The sequence below is a fragment of the Pseudomonas sp. 1L-E-NC-VB-C3 genome (assembly GCF_057291535.1).
Genome location: NZ_JBXAWD010000001.1, coordinates 315301 through 339652 on the forward strand (window position 1 = coordinate 315301; position 24352 = coordinate 339652).

Genomic DNA, 24352 nt, shown 5'->3' on the forward strand with positions numbered 1-24352 from the left:
AGGAGTCACCATGAAGCGTGCGTTGATCGTCGTTGCCTTGCTCATCGTTGTCCTGCTCGGCGCCGCCGGCGGGTATATCTACAGCAAGCAGCCGACGCGCCAGGGCCAGGTCGAGCTGCGCAACCTGCAAGGCTCGGTGACCGTGCGCTATGACGAGCGCGGTGTGCCGCATATCCGCGCCGAGAACGAAACCGACCTCTATCGCGCCCTCGGTTATGTGCACGCGCAGGATCGTCTGTTCCAGATGGAAGCCATGCGCCGCCTCGCCCGGGGCGAGCTGGCCGAAGTGCTAGGGCCGAAACTGCTCGACACCGACAAACTGTTTCGCAGCCTGCGCATTCGCGAGCGCGCGACCAGTTACGTCGCCAGCCTCGACAAGCAGTCGCCGGCATGGAAGGGCCTGCAAGCCTATCTGGATGGCATCAACCAATATCAGGACGCCCACGCCGCGCCGATCGAGTTCGACGTGCTGGGCATCCCCAAGCGGCCGTTCACTGCCGAAGACAGCATCAGCGTCGCCGGCTACATGGCCTACAGCTTTGCTGCTGCGTTTCGCACCGAGCCGCTGCTGACCTACGTGCGCGATCAGCTCGGCGCCGATTACCTCAATGTCTTCGATCTCGACTGGCAGGCCAAAGGCGTTCTGGCCACCGATCACACCCGGCACGCACCGGCCCTCGCCGCCGGCGACTGGCAGGACCTCACCGCCCTCGCCCGCCTCAGCGAACAGGCGCTGCTCGACAACGGCCTGCCGCAGTTCGAGGGCAGCAACGCCTGGGTGATTGCCGGCAGCCGCAGTCAGAGTGGCAAGCCATTGCTGGCCGGCGATCCGCATATCCGTTTCTCGGTGCCGTCGGTATGGTACGAGGCGCAGTTGTCGGCGCCGGGTTTCGAGTTGTACGGCCATCATCAGGCACTGGTGCCGTTCGCGTTTCTGGGACACAACCTCGATTTCGGCTGGAGCCTGACCATGTTCCAGAACGATGACCTCGATCTGATCGCCGAGAAGGTCAACCCGGACAATCCCAATCAGGTCTGGTATCGCGGCCAGTGGACCGAGATGCTCGTCAGCGAACAACAGATCAATGTAAAGGGTCAGGCGCCGGTGACTCTCACCTTGCGCCAGTCCCCGCACGGGCCAATCGTCAACGATGCTCTTGGCAGCGCCGCCGGCAAGACCCCGATCGCGATGTGGTGGGCCTTCCTCGAAACACCTAACCCGATCCTCGACGGCTTCTACCAGCTCAACCGCGCCGACACCTTGGCCAAGGCCCGCGCGGCAGCGGCCAAGGTGCAGGCGCCGGGCCTGAATCTGGTGTACGCCAACGCCAAAGGCGATATCGCCTGGTGGGCCTCGGCCTTGCTGCCCAAACGTCCGGCCGGGGTGCAACCGGGCTTCATCCTCGACGGCAGCACGCCCGAAGCGGACAAGGACGGCTACTACCCGTTCAGCGCCAACCCGCAGGAAGAAAACCCGGCGCGCGGCTATATCGTCTCGGCCAACTTCCAGCCCGTGTCGCCGACCGGCATGGAGATCCCCGGTTACTACAACCTTGCCGATCGCGGTCAGCAGCTTGACCGTCAGCTCAGCGACAACCGGGTGAAGTGGAGCAACGAGGCCAACCAGCAACTGCAACTGGGCACCGCGACCGGTTACGGCCCGCGTCTGTTGGCGCCGCTGTTGCCGGTGTTGCGTGAGGTGGTGAGTGATCCGGCGCAGCTGAAACTGGTCGAGCAATTGGCGCAATGGCCCGGCGACTATCCGCTGAATTCCGTCAGCGCGACGCTGTTCAACCAATTCCTCTACGACCTTGCCGATGCGGCGATGCGCGATGAGTTGGGCAACGACTTCTTCGAAACACTGCTGTCGACGCGGGTGATCGACTCCGCGCTGCCACGCCTGGCGGCCAAGGCGGACTCACCGTGGTGGGACAATCGCAGCACGCCGGCCAGAGAAACCCGCGCCGATGTCGTGCGCACGGCGTGGGCGGCAAGCATGGCGCATCTGAAACTGACCCTCGGCGATAACGTGGCCGGTTGGCAGTGGGGCGCGGCGCACACCCTGACTCACGGCCATCCGCTGGGGCAGCAGAAGCCGCTGGATCGCCTGTTCAACGTCGGCCCGTTCGCGGCGCCAGGCAGCCACGAAGTGCCAAACAACCTCTCGGCGAAGATCGGCCCGGCGCCATGGCCGGTGACCTATGGACCGTCGACCCGACGCCTGGTGGACTTCGCCGATCCGGTACATGGCCTGACGATCAATCCGGTCGGCCAGAGTGGCGTGCCGCTGGACAGTCACTATGACGACCAGGCCGAGGCGTATGTGGAGGGGATTTATGTGCAGGCGCATTTCAGCGAGGAAGAGGTGCTGGCGAATACGCGCAGTACGTTGAAGCTGTTGCCTGCGCGGGCTGCGCAATAGATTGATGCCGTCTCGACCGGCCCTTTCGCGAGCAAGCTCGCTCCCACAGGAGATTGCATTCCAAATGTGGGAGCGAGCCTGCTCGCGAAAGCGCTGTGTCAGCCGGCATCGGAGTCGACTGACACTCCGTCTTCGCGAGCAGGCTCGCTCCCACATTTACAACCGGGTTGGCCGCAGGGTTGAGGCCAACCTGATATTGCTTAGGCCGCTTCCGGCGCTGGCGCGCGGCGTGCGTCCGGTTGTTTCCACGAATCGGCGGCGCTTTCTTCGATGGCTTGCTGGATGGCTTTCTTGCGTGCTTCTTCGGCGCGGCGGCTGAAGAACCAGACGAGGAAGGTCACCAGCGACACCGCCAGCAGAATCAGACTGGCCACGGCGTTGATCTCCGGCTTCACGCCCAGGCGCACGGCCGAGAACACTTCCATCGGCAGCGTCGTCGAACCCGGGCCGGAAACGAAGCTCGCCAGCACCAGGTCATCCAGCGACAGCGCGAACGACATCATCCCGCCCGCCGCCAGCGACGGCGCGATCATCGGGATGGTGATCAGGAAGAACACCTTCCACGGCCGCGCGCCCAAGTCCATCGCCGCCTCTTCGATCGACAGGTCCAGCTCACGCAAGCGCGCTGACACCACCACCGCCACATACGCGGCGCAGAACGTGGTGTGGGCGATCCAGATGGTGACGATGCCGCGCTCCTGCGGCCAGCCGATCATTTGGGCCATGGCCACGAACAGCAGCAACAGCGACAGACCGGTGATCACTTCCGGCATCACCAACGGCGCAGTCACCAGGCCACCGAACAGCGTACGGCCCTTGAAGCGCGTGATACGGGTCAGCACGAACGCTGCCAGGGTACCCAGTGCCACCGCCGCCACGGCGGTGTAACAGGCGATTTCCAGCGAGCGCAGCACCGAGCCCATCAGTTGCGAGTTGTCGAGCAGGCCGACATACCACTTGATCGACCAGCCGCCCCACACCGTCACCAGTTTCGAGGCGTTGAACGAGTAGATCACCAGAATCAGCATCGGCAGATAGATGAAGATCAGACCCAGTACCAGCATCAGGCTGGAGAAACGGAAGCGCTTCATTCTTTACCCTCCATTTCCTTGGCCTGACTGCGGTTGAACAGAATGATCGGCACAATCAGGATCGCCAGCATCACCACCGCCAGCGCGGACGCCACCGGCCAGTCGCGGTTGTTGAAGAATTCTTGCCACAGCACCTTACCGATCATCAGGGTTTCCGGGCCGCCGAGCAGTTCCGGGATCACGAACTCGCCGACCACCGGAATGAACACCAGCATGCAGCCGGCAATGATGCCGTTCTTGGACAGCGGAATGGTGATTTTCCAGAAGCTGTTGAAGGTGCTCGAACCCAGATCCGACGCGGCTTCCAGCAGACTCTGATCATGCTTCACCAAGTTGGCGTACAGCGGCAGGATCATGAACGGCAGGTACGAATAGACAATCCCGATGTACACCGCCAGGTTGGTGTTGAGGATCTGCAGCGGCTCGTCGATCAGGCCCATGCTCATCAGGAAGCCGTTGAGCAGGCCGTTGTTGCTGAGGATGCCCATCCACGCGTACACGCGGATCAGGATCGCGGTCCAGGTCGGCATCATGATCAGCAGCACCAGCACCGTTTGCAGCTCCTTGCGCGCGCTGGCGATGGCGTAGGCCATCGGGTAACCGATCAGCAGGCAGAGCACGGTGCTGATAAAGGCCATTTTCAGCGAGCCGAGATAGGCGGCGATGTACAGTTCGTCGTCGCCAAGCAACGCGTAGTTGCCCAGGTTCAGCAGCAGTTGCAGCTTCTGCTCGGCGTAGGTGTAGATCTCGGTGTACGGCGGGATCGCCACGTCGGCTTCGGCGAAGCTGATCTTCAGAACGATGAAGAACGGCAGCATGAAGAACAGGAACAGCCAGATGAACGGCACCCCGATGACCAGCTGCCGGCCATTGGGGATGATTCGGTTTATACGGCGTTTGAATTTGCGCATGTTCATGAGCGAAGTACCACGCCGCTATCGTCTTCCCACCACACGTAGACCTGATCGCCCCAGGTCGGACGCGCGCCGCGACGTTCGGCGTTGGCGACGAACGACTGCACCAGTTTGCCGCTCGGCAATTCGACGTAGAACACCGAGTGCCCGCCCAGATAAGCGATGTCGTGGACCTTGCCGCTCGACCAGTTGTACTCGCAGGTCGGCATGTCGGCGGTGACCAGCAGTTTTTCCGGGCGAATCGCGTAGGTGACCGACTTGTCCTGCACCGAGGTACTGATGCCGTGGCCGACGTAGATCTGCCGGTCGAGGTCCTTGCAGGTGATGGTCGCGTGGCCTTCGGCGTCGTCGATCACTTCGCCTTCGAAGATGTTGACGTTGCCGATGAATTCGCAGACCAGACGGCTGGTCGGGGTTTCGTAGATATCGATCGGGCTACCGATCTGCGCGATCCAGCCCAGGTGCATGATGGCGATGCGCTCGGCCATGGTCATGGCCTCTTCCTGGTCGTGAGTCACCATCACGCAGGTCACACCGACGCGCTCGATGATTTCCACCAGTTCCAGCTGCATCTGCGAACGCAGCTTCTTGTCCAGTGCGCCCATCGGTTCGTCGAGCAGCAACAGCTTCGGCCGCTTGGCCAGCGAACGGGCCAGGGCCACACGCTGGCGCTGGCCGCCGGACAGTTGATGCGGCTTGCGCTTGGCGTACTGGCTCATCTGCACCAGCTTGAGCATCTCGGCCACGCGGGCGTCGATCTCGGCCTTGGGGATCTTGTCCTGCTGCAAGCCGAAGGCAATGTTCTGCGCCACGGTCATGTGCGGGAACAAAGCGTAGGACTGGAACATCATGTTGATCGGCCGGTCGTACGGCGGCATGTCGGTGATGTCGACGCCGTCGAGGAAAATCCGCCCTTCCGTGGGCCGTTCGAAGCCTGCCAGCATCCGTAGCAAGGTGGATTTGCCCGATCCCGAACCGCCGAGCAGGGCAAAGATCTCGCCCTTCTTGATTTCCAGGGACACGTCGTCCACGGCAATCGTCTCGTCGAACTTCTTCGTGACCCGGTCGATTTTGACCAGCACCTGTTTCGGTGTCTGGTCGCCCTCGAGGGCTTTCTTGTAGGCGCCGGAGGCAACTGCCATTTACGAAACTCCCAACAGAAGCAGCAGTTCGCCCCGCAAGACGAACCCTGGATAGTTTGTGCGTTATTTGCCCGACTTGACCTTGGTCCAGCTACGGGTCATCAAACGCTGAATATTGGCTGGCAACTCGGTCGACACGTAGGTCTTGTCGAGGACTGCTTGCGGTGGGTAAACCGCTTCATCGGTGCGAATGGATTGTTCCATCAGCTTGTCCGAACCCGGATTGGGGTTGGCGTAACCGACGTAATCACTGACCTGGGCGATCACCTCAGGTTTCAGCAAATAGTTGATGAAGGCGTGGGCCTGTTTGACGTTGGACGAATCCTTGGGGATCGCCAGCATGTCGAACCACAGCGCGCCGCCCTCTTTCGGGATCGAGTAGGCGATGTTGACGCCCTTCTTGGCTTCCTCAGCACGGTTCTTCGCCTGGAAGATATCGCCGGAGAAACCGATGGCCACGCAGATGTCGCCGTTGGCCAGATCGCCGATGTACTTCGACGAATGGAAATAGGTCACGTAGGGACGCACCGCGAGCAGCTTGGCGGTGGCCTTTTCGTAGTCCTTGGTGTTGGTGCTGTTGGCGTTCAGGCCCAGGTAATTGAGCATGGTCGGCATCATTTCGTCAGCCGAATCGAGGAACGCGACACCGCAGCTGTGCAGCTTCTTGATGTTTTCCGGCTCGAACAGCACGGCCCAGGAATCGATCTTGTCGATGCCCAGCACAGCTTTGACCTTGTCGACGTTGTAGCCGATGCCGTTGGTGCCCCACAGATACGGTACGGCGTAGAGGTTGCCGGGATCGTTCTGCTCCAGGCGCTTGAGCAGCACCGGGTCGAGGTTGGAATAATTCGGCAACTGCGCCTTGTCGAGCTTCTGGAACGCGCCCGCCTTGATCTGCTTGCCAAGGAAGTGGTTCGACGGCACGACCACGTCGTAACCGGTGCGCCCGGCGAGCAGCTTGCCTTCCAGGGTTTCGTTGGAGTCGAAAACGTCGTAGACCGGTTTGATCCCGGTCTCTTTCTCGAAGTCGGCCAGGGTCGATTCGCCGATGTAATCGGACCAGTTATAAATATGCACCGTACCGGCGGCCTGGGCTCCGACAGCGATTGTCAGGCCGGCAGCGGCCAGCAGGGCTTTGCGCAAAGAAGAAAATACAGGCAAGTGGAGGTCCTCTAAATTGATTGGGCCCAAGTTGCCCCGCGCTGCATGACAGCCATGGCTGCCCGACAACAAAACCGGCGCGCAACTTACCCTCGAAAAACCGATCCAGCAAAACTTTCTGTCATTTAATTATCCGCTGGCCGCCGTCGCGACGACGACGGCCAGTGGTTGTGGCGACAAACCGGCTTATTTGCCCGATTTGATCTTGGTCCAGCTGCGGGTGATCAGACGCAGTGTGGCGGCGTCCAGATCGCTGATCGCATAGAGCTGCTTCTTCACTTCAGCCGAAGGATAGATGCTCGGGTCGCTGGTGATGTCCTTGTCCACCAGAGGCGTTGCCGCCTTGTTGCCGTTCGGGAAACGCACGGCGTTGGTGATGCCGGCCATCACTTGCGGCTCCAGCAGGTAGTTCATGAACTTGTAGGCGGCTTCGACGTTTTCGGCATCCTTGGGAATGGCGACCATGTCGTAGAAAGTACCGGCGCCTTCTTTCGGAATGGTGTAGGCCAGCTTGACCTTGTCACCGGCCTCCTGGGCGCGGGTCTTGGATTGCTCCAGGTCACCCGAGTAACCGACGGCGACGCAGATGTTGCCGTTGGCCAAATCCGAGATGTACTTGGACGAGTGGAAGTAGGCGACCGAAGGACGGATCTTCAGGAACAGGTCTTCGGCGGCCTTCAGATCAGCCTTGTCCTTGCTGTTGGTCGGCTTGCCCAGATAGTGCAATGCCGCCGGAATCATTTCGGTCGGCGCATCGAGGAAGCTCACGCCGCAGCTTTTGAGCTTCTCGATGTTTTCCGGCTTGAACACCACGTCCCACGAATCGATCTTGTCGATGCCCAGCGCAGCCTTGACCTTGGCCGGGTTGTAGCCGATGCCGATCGAGCCCCACATGTACGGGAAGGCGTGTTTGTTGCCCTGGTCGCTGGCATCGCCAACGGCCTTGAGCAGGTCTTCGTCGAGGTTTTTCCAGTTTGGCAGCTTGGACTTGTCCAGCTCCTGGTAAACGCCGGCCTTGATCTGCTTGGCGAGGAAGTTGTTGGAAGGCACCACGATGTCGTAACCGGACTTGCCGGCCAGCAGCTTGGCTTCCAGGGTTTCGTTACTGTCGAAGACGTCGTAGACGACTTTGATCCCGGTGGCTTTTTCGAAGTTGGCCACGGTGTCCGGCGCGATGTAGTCGGACCAGTTGTAGACGTGCAGCACCTTGTCGTCCGCGTGCACCGCACCCGCCATCATGCCCGCCATGGACAGCGCGAGCAGAGTCTTGCCAGCTAGCTTTTTACCTAATGCCTTCATGCGTCATGCTCCAAATTTTTCTTTTTTGAACCACTTTGTTCAGCGGCCGAACCCGGACAACTGGAACCGCGGCTAGTCTGGCAAGATCCGAGGCGGTCTTTCAACAAAAGACCAGCCTTTCTGACAGCTTTGAGCGAGTGCGCCGCAGCTCCCCCGCCCAAAGCCTAGCACCTAGGCCTGCAGCGCATTGAGGGTCAGGTCCAGACACTTGCGTGCTTTTGTAACCAGCTCATCGATCTCGGCTTTGCTGATCACCAGCGGCGGCGCGATGATCATGGTGTCGCCGACTGCGCGCATGATCAGGCCGTTGTCGAAGCAGAACTGCCGGCAGATCATGCCCACGCCCTTGCCTTCGTAACGCTTGCGCGTGGCCTTGTCCTGCACCAGCTCGATCGCCCCCAGCAGACCGACGCCGCGAACTTCACCCACCAACGGGTGATCGTTCAGCTCACGCAGACGTTTCTGCAAATACGGTGCCGTTTCGTTGTGGGCGTTCTCGATAATTTTTTCGTCGCGCAGGATGCGGATGTTTTCCAGGCCCACCGCGGCTGCCACCGGGTGCCCGGAGTAAGTGAAGCCGTGGTTGAAATCGCCGCCTTCGTTGAGCACGGCCACCACCGAGTCACGCACGATCAACCCGCCCATCGGGATGTAGCCGGAGGTCAGGCCCTTGGCGATGGTCATCATGTCAGGCGCAAGGTCGTAGAAATCGCTACCGAACCACTCACCGGTACGGCCGAAACCGCAGATCACTTCATCGGCAACGAAGAGGATGTCGTACTTGGCGAGGATTTCCTTGATGCGCGGCCAGTAGGTGTCGGGCGGAATGATCACGCCGCCGGCACCCTGAATAGGCTCGGCAATAAAGGCACCGACGTTGTCGACGCCGACTTCGAGAATCTTTTCTTCGAGCTGATTGGCCGCCCAGATGCCGAACTCTTCCGGCGACATGTCACCGCCTTCGGCAAACCAGTACGGCTGCGCGATGTGGACGATGCCCGGAATCGGCAGGTCGCCCTGCTCGTGCATATAAGTCATGCCGCCGAGGCTCGCGCCGGCCACGGTCGAACCGTGATAACCGTTCTTGCGGCTGATGATGACTTTCTTGTTCGGCTGGCCTTTGATCGCCCAGTAGTGACGGACCATGCGCAGCATGGTGTCGTTGCCTTCGGAGCCGGAGCCGGTGAAGAACACGTGGTTCATGCCTTCTGGCGCCACTTCGGCGATCGCCTTGGCCAGTTCCAGCGCCGGCGGGTGGGCAGTCTGGAAGAACAGGTTGTAATACGGCAGCTCGCGCATCTGTTTGGCGGCGGCATCGGCCAGTTCATCGCGACCGTAACCGATCGCCACGCACCAGAGGCCAGCCATGCCGTCGAGGATCTTGTTGCCTTCGCTGTCCCACAGGTAAACGCCCTTGGCGTTGGTGATGATCCGCGGGCCCTTCTCTTTCAGTTGCTTGAAGTCGCTGAACGGGGCCAGGTGGTGATCGCTGCTCAGCGCTTGCCACTCACGGGTTTGCGGGTTGTTGCTGGTCATGCCAATTCTCCTTGTTATCGGTGAAGGCGCGACGGCTGGCCGCCGCGCCCGGCGTATCAGACGGCGAAGAGCAGGTACTCACGCTCCCAGGAACTGATCACGCGCTTGAAGTTTTCATGCTCGGCCCGCTTGACCGCGACGTAGCCGGTGATGAAGGTCTTGCCGAGATACTTCTCGATGGTCGCGCTGTTTTCCATACGCTCCAGCGCGTCTTCGATGGTCAGCGGCAGGCGCAGGTTGCGGCGCTCGTAACCACGGCCGACCACAGGCGCGCTCGGGTTCAGGCCCTCGACCATGCCGATGTAACCGCAGAGCAGGCTCGCGGCGATCGCCAGGTACGGGTTGGCGTCGGCGCCCGGCAGGCGGTTTTCCACGCGCCGGTTCTGCGGGCCGGCATCCGGTACACGCAGGCCGACGGTGCGGTTTTCTTCACCCCACTCGACGTTCACCGGTGCCGAAGTGTCCGGGAGGAAGCGGCGGAACGAGTTGACGTTCGGCGCGAACAGCGGCAACAGCTCGGGGATCAGTTTCTGCAAGCCACCGATGTGGTGCAGGAACAGCTGGCTCATGGTCCCGTCTTCGTTGGAGAAAACGTTCTTGCCGGTCTGAATGTCGATGATGCTCTGGTGCAGGTGCATGGCGCTGCCCGGCTCGCCGGTCATCGGCTTGGCCATGAATGTCGCAGCGACATCGTGCTTGAGCGCGGCCTCGCGCATGGTGCGCTTGAACACCAGAATCTGATCGGCCAGCGACAGGGCATCACCGTGACGGAAGTTGATTTCCATCTGCGCGGTGCCGTCTTCGTGGATCAGCGTGTCGAGGTCCAGCTCCTGCAATTCGCACCAGTCGTAGACGTCTTCGAACAGCGGGTCGAATTCGTTGGCCGCTTCAATGGAGAACGACTGCCGACCGATTTCCGGACGGCCCGAGCGGCCGATCGGCGGCTGCAACGGATAGTCGGGGTCGTCGCTGCGCTTGGTCAGGTAGAACTCCATTTCCGGCGCCACGATCGGCTGCCAGCCCTTGTCGGCATACAGCTTCAAGACTTTCTTGAGGACGTTGCGTGGCGACAGCTCGATCGGGTTGCCTTGCTTGTCGTAGGTGTCGTGGATCACCTGCGCGGTCGGCTCGATCGCCCACGGCACCAGGTACACGGCGTTCTGGTCGGGACGGCAGATCATGTCGATGTCGGCCGGGTCGAGCAGTTCGTAATAGATGTCGTCTTCGACGTAGTCGCCGGTCACGGTCTGCAGCAGCACGCTCTCCGGCAGACGCATGCCTTTCTCGGCGATGAACTTGTTGGTCGGCGAAATCTTGCCCCGGGTGATCCCGGTCAAGTCGCCGATCATGCATTCGACTTCTGTGATCTTGCGGTCTTTCAACCAATCGGTGAGCTGGTCGAGGTTGTTACTCATAAATGCCTCTGGGCTGAGTCTCCTGACGCGATGTCAGGCAATTTTGACGCTTGCGGCGTCGCGTTAAAGGGGGCTTGCTCGCGCAGTGCCGGCTTACGCCTGGCACCGCGCATAGACAATGAAAGAGGAGCTTACCTGCCCTTGACGCTGGCGTTGCATTTCCCGTGCACTTTGCAAACGTGCAGAATCAAAAGCACGGCGCCAAGTGCGGCACGGGCTTTGAGCGGGAAAGAGTTCTATAGTGGAAGGAGACGCCATAAAGCGGATGCTGTGCCCGACGTCCAGAATATCGGACGCTGCCGTTTTGCCGGATGTTGACGAGAGTCTCGTCAACAGGCTGCGCGCCTTGCTGGCTGCGCTACGGACGGATTGATCGCCACTGATGTGATGAGCATGCAGACCGGACTGTTGCGAGCAGTCGGTGAGGCCGATTAACGGCAGGCGAGACATGAAGCACCCCGGTATTATTGCTGTTATGGGTTTGACCGGAGCTTAGCCTTGTTCATTTTTTTACACAACACCCCCGTAAAAAATACAACACGGCCTGCTCAAGCCCGCAGCTGAGCAACGTTCAAGGTTGGAAAAAACGCCCCAAAGTGCCCCATAAATGCCCTTCAAGCGCTTTTTCGGGGCAAAAAAGGCCTCGCTTGACTTCGGCAGGCCGTTCGGGTTGACTGAAACCAGAAAAGATCAATGATTGATATTTTTAACAACAAAGGTGTTGCATCATGTCGGTACCCCCGCGTGCCGTTCAGCTTAACGAAGCGAACGCGTTCCTTAAGGAACATCCTGAGGTTCTGTACGTTGACCTTCTGATTGCGGATATGAATGGTGTGGTGCGCGGCAAGCGCATCGAACGCACCAGCCTCCACAAGGTTTACGAGAAAGGCATCAACCTGCCGGCCTCTCTATTTGCTCTGGATATCAACGGCTCCACGGTGGAAAGCACCGGTCTGGGCCTGGACATCGGCGACGCCGATCGTATCTGCTATCCGATCCCCGATACCCTGTGCAACGAGCCATGGCAGAAGCGCCCGACCGCGCAGCTGTTGATGACCATGCACGAACTCGAAGGCGATCCGTTCTTCGCCGATCCCCGTGAAGTGCTGCGCCAGGTGGTGACCAAGTTCGACGAGCTCGGCCTGACCATTTGCGCCGCCTTCGAACTCGAGTTCTACCTGATTGACCAGGAAAACGTGAACGGCCGTCCACAGCCGCCACGCTCGCCGATCTCCGGCAAACGCCCGCACTCGACTCAGGTCTACCTGATCGACGACCTCGACGAATACGTCGACTGCCTCCAGGACATTCTGGAAGGTGCCAAAGAGCAAGGCATCCCGGCCGACGCGATCGTCAAGGAAAGTGCCCCGGCGCAGTTCGAAGTGAACCTGCACCACGTCGCCGACCCGATCAAGGCCTGCGACTACGCGGTCCTGCTCAAGCGTCTGATCAAGAACATCGCCTACGACCATGAAATGGACACCACCTTCATGGCCAAGCCGTATCCGGGCCAGGCGGGCAATGGTCTGCACGTACACATTTCGATTCTGGACAAAGCCGGCAAAAACATTTTTGCCAGCGAGGATCCCGAGCAGAACGCCGCGCTGCGTCACGCGATCGGCGGTGTGCTCGAGACCCTGCCGGCGCAGATGGCTTTCCTCTGCCCGAACGTCAACTCCTACCGTCGCTTCGGCGCGCAGTTCTACGTACCGAACTCGCCGTGCTGGGGCCTGGACAACCGCACCGTGGCGATTCGCGTACCGACCGGCTCTGCCGATGCCGTACGTATCGAGCACCGCGTGGCCGGCGCCGACGCCAACCCGTACCTGCTGATGGCTTCGGTACTGGCCGGCGTGCACCACGGCCTGGTCAACAAGATCGAACCGGGCGCGCCTGTCGAAGGCAACAGCTACGAGCAGAACGAACAGAGCCTGCCGAACAACTTGCGCGATGCCCTGCGCGAGCTGGACGACAGCGAGGTGATGGCCAAGTACATCGATCCGAAGTACATCGATATCTTCGTTGCCTGCAAGGAAAGCGAGCTGGAGGAGTTCGAACACTCCATCTCCGACCTTGAATACAACTGGTATCTGCATACTGTTTAAGCGTTGTAACGTCCAAAGAAACGCCGTTGGCTTCGCGCCCACGGCGTTTTTTTTATGGCCGAACACAAAACCTGTGGCGAGGGGATTTATCCCCGCTGGGTTGCGAAGCAGCCCCAAATCCATCCCACTCGGTGTGTCAGGAATACCCGGCTCTCAGGGTTTACGACTGCTGCGCAGCCGAACGGGGCGGTGCGACGTTTCGCTAAATCCCCTCGCCACAGGGTACTGGCAGACAACACCTGAACCGCCTCGTACAATGCCCGCTGCCCCGCAGGAGACTTCCATGACGCGTCCCGCCACCGTTCGCAAACCCCGTGCCCGCAGTCAGGCGCGGATCGATTCGATCCTCGATGCCGCGCGCACGTTGCTGGCGGCCGAGGGCGTGGCCAGTCTGTCGATCTACAGCGTCGCCGAACGCGCGCAGATTCCGCCCTCTTCCGTGTATCACTTTTTCGCCAGCGTCCCGGCGCTGCTCGAAGCGCTGACCGCCGATGTCCACGCAGCCTTCCGCGCTTGCCTGCAAGCACCGATCGATCATGATGCCTTGCGCGACTGGCGAGATCTGTCGCGACTGGTCGAACAGCGCATGCTCGAGATCTACGACGAAGACGCAGCCGCGCGGCAATTGATCCTGGCGCAACATGGCCTGACCGAAGTCACCCAGGCCGACCGCCAGCACGACCTCGAACTGGGCGACCTGATGCACAAGCTGTTCGACCAGCATTTCGAGTTGCCGAGGCTGCCGGACGATGTCGATGTGTTTGCCCTGGCGATGGAACTGGGCGACCGGGTTTATGCACGTTCGGTGCAGCAGCACGGGCAGATCACCCCGCGCATGGCCGAGGAAGGGATGCGCGTGTTTGATGCCTATATCGGGTTGTACCTTCCGCCGTATCTACCCAAAAGAAATCTCTAGCGCATGCACCGGCCCTTTCGCGAGCAGGCTCGCTCCCACATTTGAAATGCGTTCCCCTGTGGGAGCGAGCCTGCTCGCGAAAGCCGCGCCGCCGAATCCGCGACAGGCACAAAAAACCCCGCAGGGCTCACACCCTCCGGGGTTGTTTTTTGCTCACCGGCTCACAACTTGGCGATGGACACCTCGGTGGATTTCACAAAGGCGATCACCTCACTGCCGACCACCAGCTCCAACTCTTTCACAGAACGGGTGGTGATCACCGAAGTGACGATGCCCGAAGCGGTCTGCACGTCGATTTCCGACAGCACGTCGCCGAGGACGATTTCCTTGATCGAGCCTTTGAACTGGTTGCGCACGTTGATGGCTTTGATAGTCATGGCATTGATTCCTGTCGTTGATAAAGGTGTTATTGCGCCCAGCGCAATTGCGTAGGCAGGGGTGAAACGGGTTCCGGCGCCGGCGGTTCGCCGGGCAGGGACAGAACACGGTTGAGCACTTCGGTTTCCAGTGCGGCGAGGCGATGCGAGCCACGCACCCTGGGGCGCGGCAGTTCGACGTGCAGGTCGAGGCCAACTTCGCCGTCCTCGATCAGGATCACCCGATCGGCGATCGCCACCGCTTCACTGACGTCATGGGTCACCAGCAGCACGGTAAAACCGTGTTGCTGCCAGAGCCGTTCGATCAGTTGCTGCATCTCGATGCGGGTCAGGGCATCCAGTGCGCCGAGCGGTTCGTCGAGCAGCAGCAGACGCGGCTGGTGAATCAGCGCCCGGGCCAGCGCGACACGCTGCTTCTGGCCGCCGGACAACGCCGCCGGCCATTCATTGGCGCGATCGGCCAGGCCCACTGCTTCCAATGCATCCAGCGCTTGCTGGCGCCAGTTGCCCTTGAGGCCAAGACCGACGTTGTCGATGATCTTTTTCCACGGCAGCAGCCGCGCTTCCTGGAACATCAGCCGCGTATCGTCGCGCGCCTGGCTGAGCGGTGCGGAGCCGGCCAGCAGCTCGCCGCCAGAGGGTTGATCGAGGCCGGCGAGCAAGCGCAAGAACGTGCTCTTGCCACAACCGCTGCGCCCGACCACGGCGACAAACTGCCCCGCCGGAATGTGCAGATCGATGTCGCGCAACACCTGGCGTGAGCCGAAGGTCTTCTGCAGGTTGCGCACTGCCAACGGAATCCCGCGCAACAGGCGTGGAGGTTGTTGAGCAGTCATGCCGCACCTCCCTTGGCAACCTGATAGGCCGGGTGCCAGCGGAGCCACACACGTTCAAGACCACGGGCGGCGAGGTCGGCGAGTTTGCCGAGCACCGCGTAAAGCAGGATCGCCAGCACCACCACATCGGTCTGCAGGAACTCGCGGGCGTTCATCGCCAGATAGCCGATACCGGAGCTGGCCGAGATGGTTTCAGCGACGATCAGCGTCAGCCACATAAAGCCCAGGGCGAAGCGCACGCCAACCAGAATCGACGGCAACGCACCCGGCAGAATCACCTGCCAGAACAGGCTGAAACCGCTCAGACCATAACTGCGCGCCATCTCCACCAACGCCGGGTCGACGTTGCGGATGCCGTGGTAAGTATTGAGGTAAATCGGGAACAAAGTGCCCAGCGCCACGAGGAAAATCTTCGCTGACTCGTCAATGCCGAACCACAGGATCACCAGCGGAATCAGCGCCAGGTGCGGCACGTTGCGGATCATCTGCACCGAGCTGTCGAGCAGGCGTTCGCCCCACTTCGACAGGCCGGTGATGAAACCCAGCACCAGACCGATGCTGCCGCCGATGGTGAAACCGAGTGCTGCGCGCCAGCCGCTGATCGCCAGGTGTGTCCAGATCTCGCCGCTGCGCACCAGACTGACACCGGCTTCGATCACCGCCACCGGTGCCGGCAGAATCCGCGTCGACAACCAACCGGCCGACACCGACAACTGCCACACCGCCAGCAGCAACACCGGCAACGCCCAGGGCGCGAGGCTGTGGATAAATTTGTTCATGGCCGCGCCTCAGCTCTGCGACGCGGCTTTGGGCAGGATGTCGTTGGCGACCATCTCGCCGAACGGGCTGACATAACCGGCGCTCTTCGGCAGTTCCGGGCGTTCAACGTCAAGATGCGGGAACAGCAGCTCGGCTACCCGATACGATTCTTCGAGGTGTGGATAACCGGAGAAGATGAAGGTATCGATGCCCAGATCCGCATATTCCTTGACCCGCGCTGCCACGGTCGGGCCATCGCCGACCAGTGCGGTACCGGCACCGCCGCGCACCAGACCGACGCCAGCCCAGAGATTCGGGCTGACTTCGAGGTTGTCGCGGCTGCCACCGTGCAGCGCGGCCATGCGTTGCTGGCCGACCGAATCGAAGCGCGCCAGCGAAGCCTGCGCACGTTGGATGGTGTCATCGTCCAGATGCGAAATCAGCCGATCCGCCGCTTGCCAGGCTTCGGCATTGGTTTCGCGGACGATCACATGCAGGCGAATGCCGAAGCGTACGGTGCGGCCGAGCCTGGCAGCTTTGGCGCGCACTTGTGCGATCTTCTCGGCCACCGCTGCCGGCGGCTCGCCCCAGGTCAGGACCATTTCCACTTGCTCGGCGGCCAGATCTTGCGCCGCTTCCGAAGAGCCACCGAAATACAGCGGCGGACGCGGTTGCTGGATCGGCGGATAGAGCAGCTTCGCGCCCTTCACGCTTATGTGCTCGCCGTCATAATCGACGGTTTCGCCTTCCAGCACGCGACGCCAGATGCGGGTGAATTCCACTGAGGCCTGATAGCGCTCTTCGTGGTTGAGGAACAGCCCGTCACCGGCCAGTTCTTCCGGGTCACCACCGGTGACCAGATTGAACAGGGCACGCCCGCCGGACAGACGATCCAGCGTCGCAGCCTGGCGCGCCGCGACCGTCGGGGAAATGATCCCGGGGCGCAGGGCGACGAGGAATTTCAGACGCTGGGTCACCGGAATCAGCGAGGCCGCGACCAGCCATGAGTCTTCGCAGGAACGCCCGGTGGGTATCAGCACACCGCCAAACCCCAGACGATCCGCCGCTTGCGCGACCTGTTGCAGATAACCGTGATCAACCGCGCGGGCGCCTTCGGCGGTGCCAAGGTAATGGCCGTCGCCGTGGGTCGGCAGGAACCAGAAGATATTGAGGCTCATGGAGTGGTCTCCTTGTGGATTCGAATTACTGGGCTTGGGAGCTTTGGGCCACAGCGGCCGGCGGGGTCCAGATCACATCCTTGATGCTCAACGGCTTGGGAATCAGCTTGAGCTGGAAGAACGTGTCGGCGATTTTCTGTTGCGCAGCGACCACTTCCGGGGTCAGGAACAGCGCGCCGTAGCCCTGGCGTTTCACCGAGGTCAGGGTGATGTCCGCCGGCAGGCCGAGCAGCGGCGCGACCTGTTGCGTCACGTCTTCGGGATTGGCTTTCGACCATTCACCAACCGCGCGCACCTCTTCGACGAGGGTCTTGATCACCTCGGGATTTTTCTGCGCGTAAGGTTTTGTGGCCAGATAGAACTGATGGTTGTCGACGATGCCTTTGCCGTCGCGCAGGGTGTGCGCTTGCAGTTGTTTCTCGGCAGCGGCCTGATACGGATCCCAGATGACCCAGGCGTCGACACTGCCACGTTCGAACGCAGCGCGAGCATCGGCCGGCGGCAGGAACACGGTCTGAATATCGCTGTACTTGAGGCCGGCGTCTTCCAGTGCACGCACCAGCAGGTAGTGCACGTTGGAGCCTTTGTTCAGGGCGACTTTCTTGCCTTTGAGGTCGGCCACCGATTTGATCGGCGAGTCTTTCGGCACGAGGATCGCTTCGCTGTTCGGCGCTGGCGGTTCATAGGCGACGTAGAGCAGATCCGCGCCAGCGGCCTGGGCGAAAACCGGTGGAGTTTCGCCGGTCACGCCGAAATCGATCGAGCCGACGTTGAGGCCTTCGAGCAGCTGCGGGCCGCCGGGGAATTCCGTCCATTGCACGTCGACGCCTTGCGCCGCCAGACGTTTTTCGAGCGTGCCTTTGGCTTTCAGCAGCACCAGCGTGCCGTACTTCTGATAACCGATCCGCAATGTCTCGGCTTGAGCTTGGGTGATGGCGCCGAAGGTGACAGCCGCAGCAAACAGAGCGACCAGACCACGACGCAAAAATACAGTGCGCATAGCGCTCTCCTTTTTGCTGTTGGGTTGTGGCTGCACCTGCTTGCCCGTTGGCGGGCGAGTAAGGCCAGTACTTCAAGTTTCGATAAGGCTTAAATGCTCCAGCGAGCACTCAACAAACGTTCGTTCAGCAGGCCTGGCTCCAGCGGTTTCGGCCGGCGCGCCATGGCGCCGATGAACTGATCCAGGGCCTCGTGCAAGCGCTGCTCCAGGGCCGGCGCCAGTTGCGCGGCGGCACTGCCTTCGCCGTAAGCGATCTGGCTGTCCTCGGCGAAAATGCCCTGAAGCATCTCTTGGGCCTTGAGTGCCGACAGCACAGGCTTGAGGGCGTAATCGACCACCAGCATGTGGGCGATGCTGCCGCCCGTGGCCATCGGCAAGACAATCTTGTGGTTCAAGGCACGCTCGGGGAGCAGATCCAGCAGGGTCTTCAGCGCACCGGAAAACGAGGCCTTGTACACCGGCGTGGCGATCAGCAGGCCATCGGCGTTTGCGATCTGTTGCAACAGGTCGAGGACCTTCGGACTGTCGAAGCGCGCGTGGAGCAGATCCTCGGCCGGGAAGTCCCGCACCTGATAACTCACCACTTCCACCCCTTGCTGTTGCAACCAGCGTTGCGAACGCTCCAGCAGCACCCCGGAACGGGAGCGCAGGCTGGGGCTGCCACCGAGTGAGACGACCAGCATTGCAGATTCCTTTAAGCGTTACAGGCGATTCGCAGGCTGCGATCTCGCTTCAATGGCAGTGACCTTACCAGCTGATTTATATATCCATAAATCATATTTATTCATTTGGTTATGCATTTAAGAGATATATCGCGGAGCAGAATCCAGGCGAAAAAAAAGGCCGTCGAAACGGCCGAAATTCCCCTGCGTTGTGATTCTGGATTCTCAAGTGCCTGGACTGACGCCTTCGCGAGCAGGCTCGCTCCCACAGGGGAATGCATTGCAAATGTGGGAGCGAGCCTGCTCGCGAAAGCGGCGGTGACTGCACCACAAATCTTATTTGTTCGGCTGCGGCGTCAGGCGCAGGTACGGCTTCACCGCGCGATAGCCTTTAGGGAAGCGCTGCTTGATCTCGTCTTCGTCCTTGAGCGACGGCACGATCACCACCTCTTCACCGTCCTGCCAGTTGGCCGGTGTGGCGACTTTGTAGTTGTCGGTGAGTTGCAGCGAGTCGATCACCCGCAGAATCTCGTGGAAATTACGCCCGGTGCTCGCCGGGTAGGTGATGGTCAGGCGGATCTTCTTGTTCGGGTCGATGACGAACAGCGAACGCACGGTCAGCGTGTCATTGGCGTTCGGGTGGATCAGGTCGTAGAGATCGGAGACCTTGCGATCGGCATCGGCCAGGATCGGGAAATTGACGATGGTGTTCTGGGTTTCGTTAATGTCTTCGATCCACTTGTGGTGCGAGTCCACCGGGTCGACCGACAGCGCGATGGCCTTGACGCCGCGTCGGCTGAATTCATCCTTGAGCTTGGCGGTGAAACCCAGCTCGGTGGTGCACACAGGAGTGAAGTCCGCCGGATGGGAAAACAGCACACCCCAGCTATCGCCCAGCCATTCGTGGAAACGAATCTTGCCGGCGCTGGAGTCTTGTTCGAAATCGGGGGCGATGTCGCCGAGTCTGAGGCTCATGGTGCTGCTCCTGATGAGGGATGGGAGGCAACAACTGTAGCTCGGGATCGATCAGCGTGAAAAAGAATAAATAACTAGATATCTAGATCATTAATGAATATTAAACATCTGTTCATTGGACACCGACCCGCATCGCGACGAACATCCAACGCAAGGTTCGAGAAGGCCTTGAGTTGCAGCAAAGAGGGAAATCGAGAAGGGCTTACGGGGGTGAGCCTGACTCGAAACGCAAAAGCCCCGTCCGGCGCGATGCCGGACGGGGCTTTTTTTTGCTTCAGTTGCTCGAGTGCTATTACAACAGCGGGATCGAGTAGCTGAGGATCAGGCGGTTTTCGTCCTGGTCGCGTTGACCGGCGATGTCGGTGCGCCACGAAGCGTTTTTCCACATGAAGCCGACGTTCTTCAACGGGCCTTCCGGAACCACGTACGCCACGGTCAGATCGCGTTCCCACTCGGAAGCGCCATTGGAGGTTTGCACACGACTCGCGTAGGTATCGACATTGTCGCCACGCAGGTAAACCATGCCTGCGGTCAGGCCAGGCACGCCAACCTTGGCGAAGTCATAGGAGTAACGTGCTTGCCAAGTGCGCTCGCCGGCACGGTTGAACTTCTGGATCTGCATGTCGGTGATGGTGTAGTTCGACGAACCGTCGCCCTGGTTCAGCCAAGGGAAGTCGCTGCTGCCGTTGCTCACCTGATAGCCGCCACCAAAGGTGTGACCGGCAACGGTGTACAGGAACAGGCCGCTGTACAGATTGTTGTCGACCTTGCCTTTGCCGTTACCCAGCGAACTGTTGCCGTAGGCACCGTTGCTGAAATAGGCAGATTCATCGCCATTACGGCCGTCGTCGGAGCTATTGAAGTAACGGAAGTCGGACTTCAACACACCTGGACCGATCGACCAGTTATGCACCAGACCCAGGAAATGCTGCTTGTAGAAGTTTTCCAGATTGCCGTAGTAGTACTGGGCAGTCAGGTCCTTGGTGATTTTGTAATCACCACCGGCGTAGATGAACTTGTTGCTGTTCGCGGTGCGTGCGTTTGCACCACCGATCGACAGCTGTTCATTGTTGCTGGAGTTACGACCTTTCACGTGCTCGATCTGGCCACCGACCAGAGTCAGGTCCTTGATCTCGCCGGAAGTGATCTGGCCACCCTGCCAGGTTTGCGGCAGCAAACGACCGTCGTTGGTGACGATGACCGGGTTCTTCGGCTGCAGGGTACCCAGCTTCAGTTCGGTCTGGGAGATCTTCGCTTTGGCTGTCAGGCCCAGGCTGGAGAAGTTATCAACTGCCTGACCGTTGGATTCGCTTGGGAAAACAGTGCCGCCGTAAGCAGTGCCTGGGGTGCCGTTGGAGGCAACGTTACCGTTGGTGCCGCCGCCCGAATCCAGACGTACGCCCAACAGGCCGATGGCATCGATACCGAAGCCGACAGTGCCTTGGGTGTAACCGGAAATGAAACGCAGATCGAAGCCTTGGCCCCACTCTTCGTTGCGGCTTGGTTCGGCAGTGCCGTTACGGTTGTCAGTGTTGATATAGAAGTTACGCAGACCCAGAGTAGCCTTGCTGTCTTCGATGAAACCGGCGGCGCCTGCCTGCTGCGCCATAACCCCAACGGCCACAGCCAGGGCCAAGGTGGACTTGTTCATGTATCGCTCCTCTCGTTCTAATTCTTGTGTTCCTGGTTCGGGGTCGATTTGCCCTGAATCCTAAGATTCGCGATTAGCGCCAGACCGTGACTGCCAAGTCAATCGTAACCTTGTATGTCTACGACCATCGTCTAATCGCGAGTGATTTGGTCCCTGCAGCGTAAAGACTTCCTGATAATCCCAAAAAGAATTTATTCGTCCTTTTTCATGCCATTCAGGTATATGGCCCATTAATGGCCATCCGCGCCGGGAAACAGCGTATCGGCGCCTAAGCTCATTCCTAAATGGTATTTGTTGACCTTTTTTTAGATCGATTAGCTTTGCCGTGCTCCCAACACGGCAAATCCCATCGAAAAGGCGACGCATCATGGCGAAACGCGCACTATCAAGTCAATTTGTTACAGTTTGTGTGTCGGCACTGTTTTCTTTTTCCACACATGCCGCCGGTCTGACGGTCGGTTACCAGACCGGGATCGATCCGAGCAAAGTGCCGCAGGCCGATGGTGTCTATGAAAAAACCATCGGCGAGAAGATCGACTGGCGTCGTTTCAACAGCGGCCCGGAAGTAGTGACAGCCATTGCTTCTGGCGACGTACAGATAGGCAACCTTGGCTCGAGTCCCTTGGCTGCAGCGGCCTCGCGCAATTTGCCGATCGTGGCGTTTATCGTTTCGGCGCAGATTAATGCCGCAGAAGCCTTGGTGGTGCGCAACGGCAGCGGCATCGACAAACCGCAGGATCTGGTCGGCAAGACCATCGCCACACCGTTCGTGTCGACCTCGCACTACAGTCTGCTTGGGGCGCTGAAGCACTGGGGCCTGAATACTTCGCAAGTCAAAGTGGTCAACCTGCAACCGGCGGAAATCGCCGCCGCGTGGAAGCGTGGCGACATTGATGGTGCGTTTGTCTGGTCGCCGGCGCTGGGCGAGATCCGCAAGACCGGCAAGACCCTGACCGACGCCGCCCAGGTCGGCCAGTGGGGTGCGCCAACCTTCGAGGTGTGGGTGGCGCGCAAGGACTTTGCCGAGAAGCATCCCGAGGTCGTGGCGAAATTCGCCAAGGTCACCCTGGATTCGTTCGCTGATTACGCCGCACACAAAGACAGCTGGACGGCCGACTCGGTGCCTGTGCAGAAAATCGCCAAATTGACCGGTGCCAACGCAGCAGATGTGCCGGAACTGCTGGCCGGATCGGCGTTCCCGGATGCCAAGGCGCAGCAAACCACGGCGCTGCTGGACGGCGGCACCGCCAAGGCCATTGCCGAAACGGCGAAATTCCTGAAGGAACAGGGCAAGGTCGAGACGGTGCTGCCTGATTATTCGCCGTACGTCAGCGCCAAATTCATCACTGACTGAATGCAGAAAGTGGCGAGGGGATTTATCCCCGTTGGGCTGCACAGCAGTCCCCCAGCGATTCCAAGTGAAAACACAGGGGGCCGCTACGCGACCCAGCGGGGATAAATCCCCTCGCCACAGACCTCGCTGTTGTTCAGAGGGTCTTTTCGAAGATCTTCGAATTACGCTGATAGTTGTACAGCGACGCCCGCGCCGCTGGCAGGCGTTCGACGCTGCTTGGCTCGAAACCGCGCTCGCGGAACCAGTGCGCGGTGCGCGTGGTGAGTACGAACAGGGTTTTCAAACCCTGCGCCCGCGCGCGGGTTTCGATGCGTTCGAGCAACTCGTCGCCGCGTCCGCCGTGGCGGTATTCCGGATTCACCGCCAGACACGCCAGTTCGCCAGCATCGGAATCGGCAATCTGATACAGCGCCGCACAGGCGATGATCATGCCTTCGCGCTCGACCACGCTGAACTGCTCGATCTCGCGCTCCAGCACTTCCCGCGAGCGGCGTACCAGAATGCCCTGCTCTTCCAGCGGACTGATCAGGTCGAGCAAACCGCCGACGTCTTCAATCGCCGCTTCGCGCACCAGTTCGAACTGCTCCTGCGCCACCAGCGTACCGCCACCGTCACGGGTGAACAGCTCGGTCAGCAGCGCACCATCTTCGGCGTAACTGACGATATGGCTGCGCGCAACGCCGCCTCGACAGGCTTCGGCGGCGGCATCGAGCAATTCCGCTTGATAGTTGCTCATGCCCAGACGCTGCAAATGTGCCGGCACTTGTTGCGGGCGCAGTTCGCGCACCAGTTTGCCGTTTTCGTCGATCAGGCCGAGCTCGGCGCCAAACAACAGCAGCTTGTCCGCGCCCAGATCAATCGCAGCGCGGGTGGCGACGTCTTCGCAGGCAAGGTTGAAGATCTCGCCGGTCGGCGAATAGCCCAGCGGCGACAACAGCACGATCGAGCGCTCATCGAGCAGGCGATTGATGCCCTTGCGGTCGACCCGACGCACTTCGCCGGTGTGGTGATAGTCGACACCTTCCAGCACACCGATCGGCCGCGCGGTGACGAGGTTGCCGCTGGCCACGCGCAGACGCGAGCCCTGCATCGGCGACGAGGCCATGTCCATCGACAGCCGTGCTTCGATGGCGATGCGCAACTGGCCGACCGCATCGATCACACACTCAAGCGTCGCGGCATCGGTGATGCGCATGCCGTGATGGTAATGCGGGGTCAGGCCACGGGCGGCGAGGCGGGTTTCGATCTGCGGGCGCGAGCCGTGCACCAGCACCAGACGCACGCCCAGACTGTGCAGCAAGACCAGGTCGTGGACGATATTGCCGAAATTCGGATGCTCGACGCCGTCGCCGGGAAGCATGACGACGAAGGTGCAATCGCGGTGGGCATTGATGTAAGGAGACGCGTGGCGAAGCCAATTGACGTATTCGGGCATGAACCTGGGCCTGTAATAAAGAGCAGCCGAAAAAAGGGGCGAAACGAAAAACGCACAGCGGGCTGATGGTTATCGTCGGAACAGGCTTGGCGACACGCGCGCTCTCCTCATGAATACGGGTTGT

20 protein-coding genes are annotated in these 24352 nt (G+C 60.4%); 4 read left to right on the forward strand and 16 right to left on the reverse strand.

The features are described from left to right. The first annotated feature begins 10 nt into the window (after positions 1 to 10). Complete coding sequence (locus AC0Z5Z_RS01410; RefSeq protein ID WP_485610620.1) at positions 11 to 2422, forward strand: penicillin acylase family protein; 2412 nt, start codon at positions 11 to 13, stop codon at positions 2420 to 2422. Between the two features lie 200 nt (positions 2423 to 2622). On the opposite strand, the gene AC0Z5Z_RS01415 is transcribed toward AC0Z5Z_RS01410, so the two are convergent. The 7 genes from AC0Z5Z_RS01415 to AC0Z5Z_RS01445 form a co-directional block, all read right to left on the reverse strand. After that, positions 2623 to 3513: an ABC transporter permease subunit gene (locus tag AC0Z5Z_RS01415; RefSeq protein WP_056786237.1), complete on the reverse strand. Its 891-nt coding sequence runs from the start codon at positions 3511 to 3513 to the stop codon at positions 2623 to 2625. Beyond that, positions 3510 to 4391 (reverse strand): ABC transporter permease subunit, encoded by an 882-nt coding sequence (locus tag AC0Z5Z_RS01420; protein ID WP_177327003.1) that lies wholly within the window; start codon positions 4389 to 4391, stop codon positions 3510 to 3512. Before AC0Z5Z_RS01420 ends, AC0Z5Z_RS01415 begins: the two co-directional genes overlap by 4 nt. Positions 4392 to 4426: 35 nt before the next feature. Next, positions 4427 to 5569, reverse strand: a complete 1143-nt coding sequence (locus AC0Z5Z_RS01425; protein ID WP_016772662.1) for an ABC transporter ATP-binding protein — start codon at positions 5567 to 5569, stop codon at positions 4427 to 4429. Between the two features lie 63 nt (positions 5570 to 5632). Beyond that, positions 5633 to 6730 (reverse strand): polyamine ABC transporter substrate-binding protein, encoded by a 1098-nt coding sequence (locus AC0Z5Z_RS01430; protein ID WP_305381719.1) that lies wholly within the window; start codon positions 6728 to 6730, stop codon positions 5633 to 5635. A 186-nt stretch (positions 6731 to 6916) separates the two neighbouring features. After that, positions 6917 to 8029: a polyamine ABC transporter substrate-binding protein gene (locus AC0Z5Z_RS01435; RefSeq protein ID WP_039757472.1), complete on the reverse strand. Its 1113-nt coding sequence runs from the start codon at positions 8027 to 8029 to the stop codon at positions 6917 to 6919. A gap of 171 nt (positions 8030 to 8200) precedes the next feature. After that, positions 8201 to 9565, reverse strand: a complete 1365-nt coding sequence (locus tag AC0Z5Z_RS01440) for an aspartate aminotransferase family protein (RefSeq protein ID WP_056786233.1) — start codon at positions 9563 to 9565, stop codon at positions 8201 to 8203. Positions 9566 to 9621: 56 nt separating this feature from the next. Further along, positions 9622 to 10980: a glutamine synthetase family protein gene (locus AC0Z5Z_RS01445; RefSeq protein WP_016772658.1), complete on the reverse strand. Its 1359-nt coding sequence runs from the start codon at positions 10978 to 10980 to the stop codon at positions 9622 to 9624. Between the two features lie 728 nt (positions 10981 to 11708). Between AC0Z5Z_RS01445 and AC0Z5Z_RS01450 the strand changes: the two genes are divergently transcribed. Continuing rightward, on the forward strand, positions 11709 to 13085 hold the full coding sequence (locus AC0Z5Z_RS01450) for a glutamine synthetase family protein (protein WP_016772657.1): 1377 nt from the start codon (positions 11709 to 11711) through the stop codon (positions 13083 to 13085). A gap of 283 nt (positions 13086 to 13368) precedes the next feature. Then, the gene (locus AC0Z5Z_RS01455) at positions 13369 to 14001 is read left to right on the forward strand and encodes a TetR/AcrR family transcriptional regulator (protein ID WP_041476873.1); all 633 of its coding nucleotides are present in this window, start codon (positions 13369 to 13371) and stop codon (positions 13999 to 14001) included. 161 nt (positions 14002 to 14162) lie between these two features. Here the strand turns inward: AC0Z5Z_RS01455 and AC0Z5Z_RS01460 are convergent, their stop codons facing one another. The 8 genes from AC0Z5Z_RS01460 to AC0Z5Z_RS01495 all read right to left on the reverse strand — a co-directional run bounded on the left by AC0Z5Z_RS01460 (position 14163) and on the right by AC0Z5Z_RS01495 (position 21439). After that, positions 14163 to 14378, reverse strand: coding sequence for a TOBE domain-containing protein (locus tag AC0Z5Z_RS01460; protein WP_003229256.1), 216 nt, complete (start codon positions 14376 to 14378; stop codon positions 14163 to 14165). Between the two features lie 29 nt (positions 14379 to 14407). Next, positions 14408 to 15214, reverse strand: coding sequence for an aliphatic sulfonates ABC transporter ATP-binding protein (gene ssuB, locus AC0Z5Z_RS01465; protein WP_150637055.1), 807 nt, complete (start codon positions 15212 to 15214; stop codon positions 14408 to 14410). Beyond that, the gene (gene ssuC, locus AC0Z5Z_RS01470; RefSeq protein WP_027610511.1) at positions 15211 to 15993 is read right to left on the reverse strand and encodes an aliphatic sulfonate ABC transporter permease SsuC; all 783 of its coding nucleotides are present in this window, start codon (positions 15991 to 15993) and stop codon (positions 15211 to 15213) included. Before ssuC ends, ssuB begins: the two co-directional genes overlap by 4 nt. A 9-nt stretch (positions 15994 to 16002) precedes the next feature. Continuing rightward, positions 16003 to 17151 (reverse strand): FMNH2-dependent alkanesulfonate monooxygenase, encoded by a 1149-nt coding sequence (gene ssuD / locus AC0Z5Z_RS01475; protein ID WP_133335804.1) that lies wholly within the window; start codon positions 17149 to 17151, stop codon positions 16003 to 16005. A 25-nt stretch (positions 17152 to 17176) separates the two neighbouring features. After that, positions 17177 to 18151: a sulfonate ABC transporter substrate-binding protein gene (locus AC0Z5Z_RS01480; protein ID WP_041476876.1), complete on the reverse strand. Its 975-nt coding sequence runs from the start codon at positions 18149 to 18151 to the stop codon at positions 17177 to 17179. Between the two features lie 89 nt (positions 18152 to 18240). After that, positions 18241 to 18834, reverse strand: a complete 594-nt coding sequence (gene ssuE / locus AC0Z5Z_RS01485) for an NADPH-dependent FMN reductase (protein WP_041476877.1) — start codon at positions 18832 to 18834, stop codon at positions 18241 to 18243. A 315-nt stretch (positions 18835 to 19149) separates the two neighbouring features. Beyond that, positions 19150 to 19788 carry a peroxiredoxin gene (locus tag AC0Z5Z_RS01490; protein ID WP_041476878.1) on the reverse strand — a complete coding sequence of 213 codons (639 nt, stop codon included), beginning with the start codon at positions 19786 to 19788 and terminating at the stop codon, positions 19150 to 19152. A 292-nt stretch (positions 19789 to 20080) separates the two neighbouring features. Beyond that, a complete protein-coding gene (locus tag AC0Z5Z_RS01495; RefSeq protein ID WP_095181290.1) occupies positions 20081 to 21439 on the reverse strand; it encodes an OprD family porin in 1359 nt (452 codons plus the stop codon). 364 nt (positions 21440 to 21803) lie between these two features. On the opposite strand from AC0Z5Z_RS01495, the gene tauA reads away from it, so the two are divergent. After that, positions 21804 to 22793 (forward strand): taurine ABC transporter substrate-binding protein, encoded by a 990-nt coding sequence (tauA, locus tag AC0Z5Z_RS01500; RefSeq protein WP_485610695.1) that lies wholly within the window; start codon positions 21804 to 21806, stop codon positions 22791 to 22793. Between the two features lie 133 nt (positions 22794 to 22926). On the opposite strand, the gene argA is transcribed toward tauA, so the two are convergent. Continuing rightward, a complete protein-coding gene (gene argA, locus AC0Z5Z_RS01505) occupies positions 22927 to 24228 on the reverse strand; it encodes an amino-acid N-acetyltransferase (protein WP_016772647.1) in 1302 nt (433 codons plus the stop codon). Positions 24229 to 24352: the final 124 nt, after the last annotated feature.

What these genes read in the sequence shown, in the direction of transcription:
- ssuB (WP_150637055.1), bottom strand. Translation starts at nt 15,214, where the DNA reads ATGACTGCTCAACAACCTCCACGCCTGTTGCGCGGGATTCCGTTGGCA.
- AC0Z5Z_RS01495 (WP_095181290.1), bottom strand. Translation starts at nt 21,439, where the DNA reads ATGAACAAGTCCACCTTGGCCCTGGCTGTGGCCGTTGGGGTTATGGCG.
- ssuE (WP_041476877.1), bottom strand. Translation starts at nt 18,834, where the DNA reads ATGCTGGTCGTCTCACTCGGTGGCAGCCCCAGCCTGCGCTCCCGTTCC.
- AC0Z5Z_RS01445 (WP_016772658.1), bottom strand. Translation starts at nt 10,980, where the DNA reads ATGAGTAACAACCTCGACCAGCTCACCGATTGGTTGAAAGACCGCAAG.
- AC0Z5Z_RS01460 (WP_003229256.1), bottom strand. Translation starts at nt 14,378, where the DNA reads ATGACTATCAAAGCCATCAACGTGCGCAACCAGTTCAAAGGCTCGATC.
- AC0Z5Z_RS01410 (WP_485610620.1), top strand. Translation starts at nt 11, where the DNA reads ATGAAGCGTGCGTTGATCGTCGTTGCCTTGCTCATCGTTGTCCTGCTC.
- argA (WP_016772647.1), bottom strand. Translation starts at nt 24,228, where the DNA reads ATGCCCGAATACGTCAATTGGCTTCGCCACGCGTCTCCTTACATCAAT.
- AC0Z5Z_RS01455 (WP_041476873.1), top strand. Translation starts at nt 13,369, where the DNA reads ATGACGCGTCCCGCCACCGTTCGCAAACCCCGTGCCCGCAGTCAGGCG.
- AC0Z5Z_RS01450 (WP_016772657.1), top strand. Translation starts at nt 11,709, where the DNA reads ATGTCGGTACCCCCGCGTGCCGTTCAGCTTAACGAAGCGAACGCGTTC.
- AC0Z5Z_RS01415 (WP_056786237.1), bottom strand. Translation starts at nt 3,513, where the DNA reads ATGAAGCGCTTCCGTTTCTCCAGCCTGATGCTGGTACTGGGTCTGATC.
- AC0Z5Z_RS01440 (WP_056786233.1), bottom strand. Translation starts at nt 9,565, where the DNA reads ATGACCAGCAACAACCCGCAAACCCGTGAGTGGCAAGCGCTGAGCAGC.
- ssuC (WP_027610511.1), bottom strand. Translation starts at nt 15,993, where the DNA reads ATGAACAAATTTATCCACAGCCTCGCGCCCTGGGCGTTGCCGGTGTTG.
- AC0Z5Z_RS01490 (WP_041476878.1), bottom strand. Translation starts at nt 19,788, where the DNA reads ATGAGCCTCAGACTCGGCGACATCGCCCCCGATTTCGAACAAGACTCC.
- AC0Z5Z_RS01425 (WP_016772662.1), bottom strand. Translation starts at nt 5,569, where the DNA reads ATGGCAGTTGCCTCCGGCGCCTACAAGAAAGCCCTCGAGGGCGACCAG.
- AC0Z5Z_RS01480 (WP_041476876.1), bottom strand. Translation starts at nt 18,151, where the DNA reads ATGCGCACTGTATTTTTGCGTCGTGGTCTGGTCGCTCTGTTTGCTGCG.
- AC0Z5Z_RS01435 (WP_039757472.1), bottom strand. Translation starts at nt 8,029, where the DNA reads ATGAAGGCATTAGGTAAAAAGCTAGCTGGCAAGACTCTGCTCGCGCTG.
- ssuD (WP_133335804.1), bottom strand. Translation starts at nt 17,151, where the DNA reads ATGAGCCTCAATATCTTCTGGTTCCTGCCGACCCACGGCGACGGCCAT.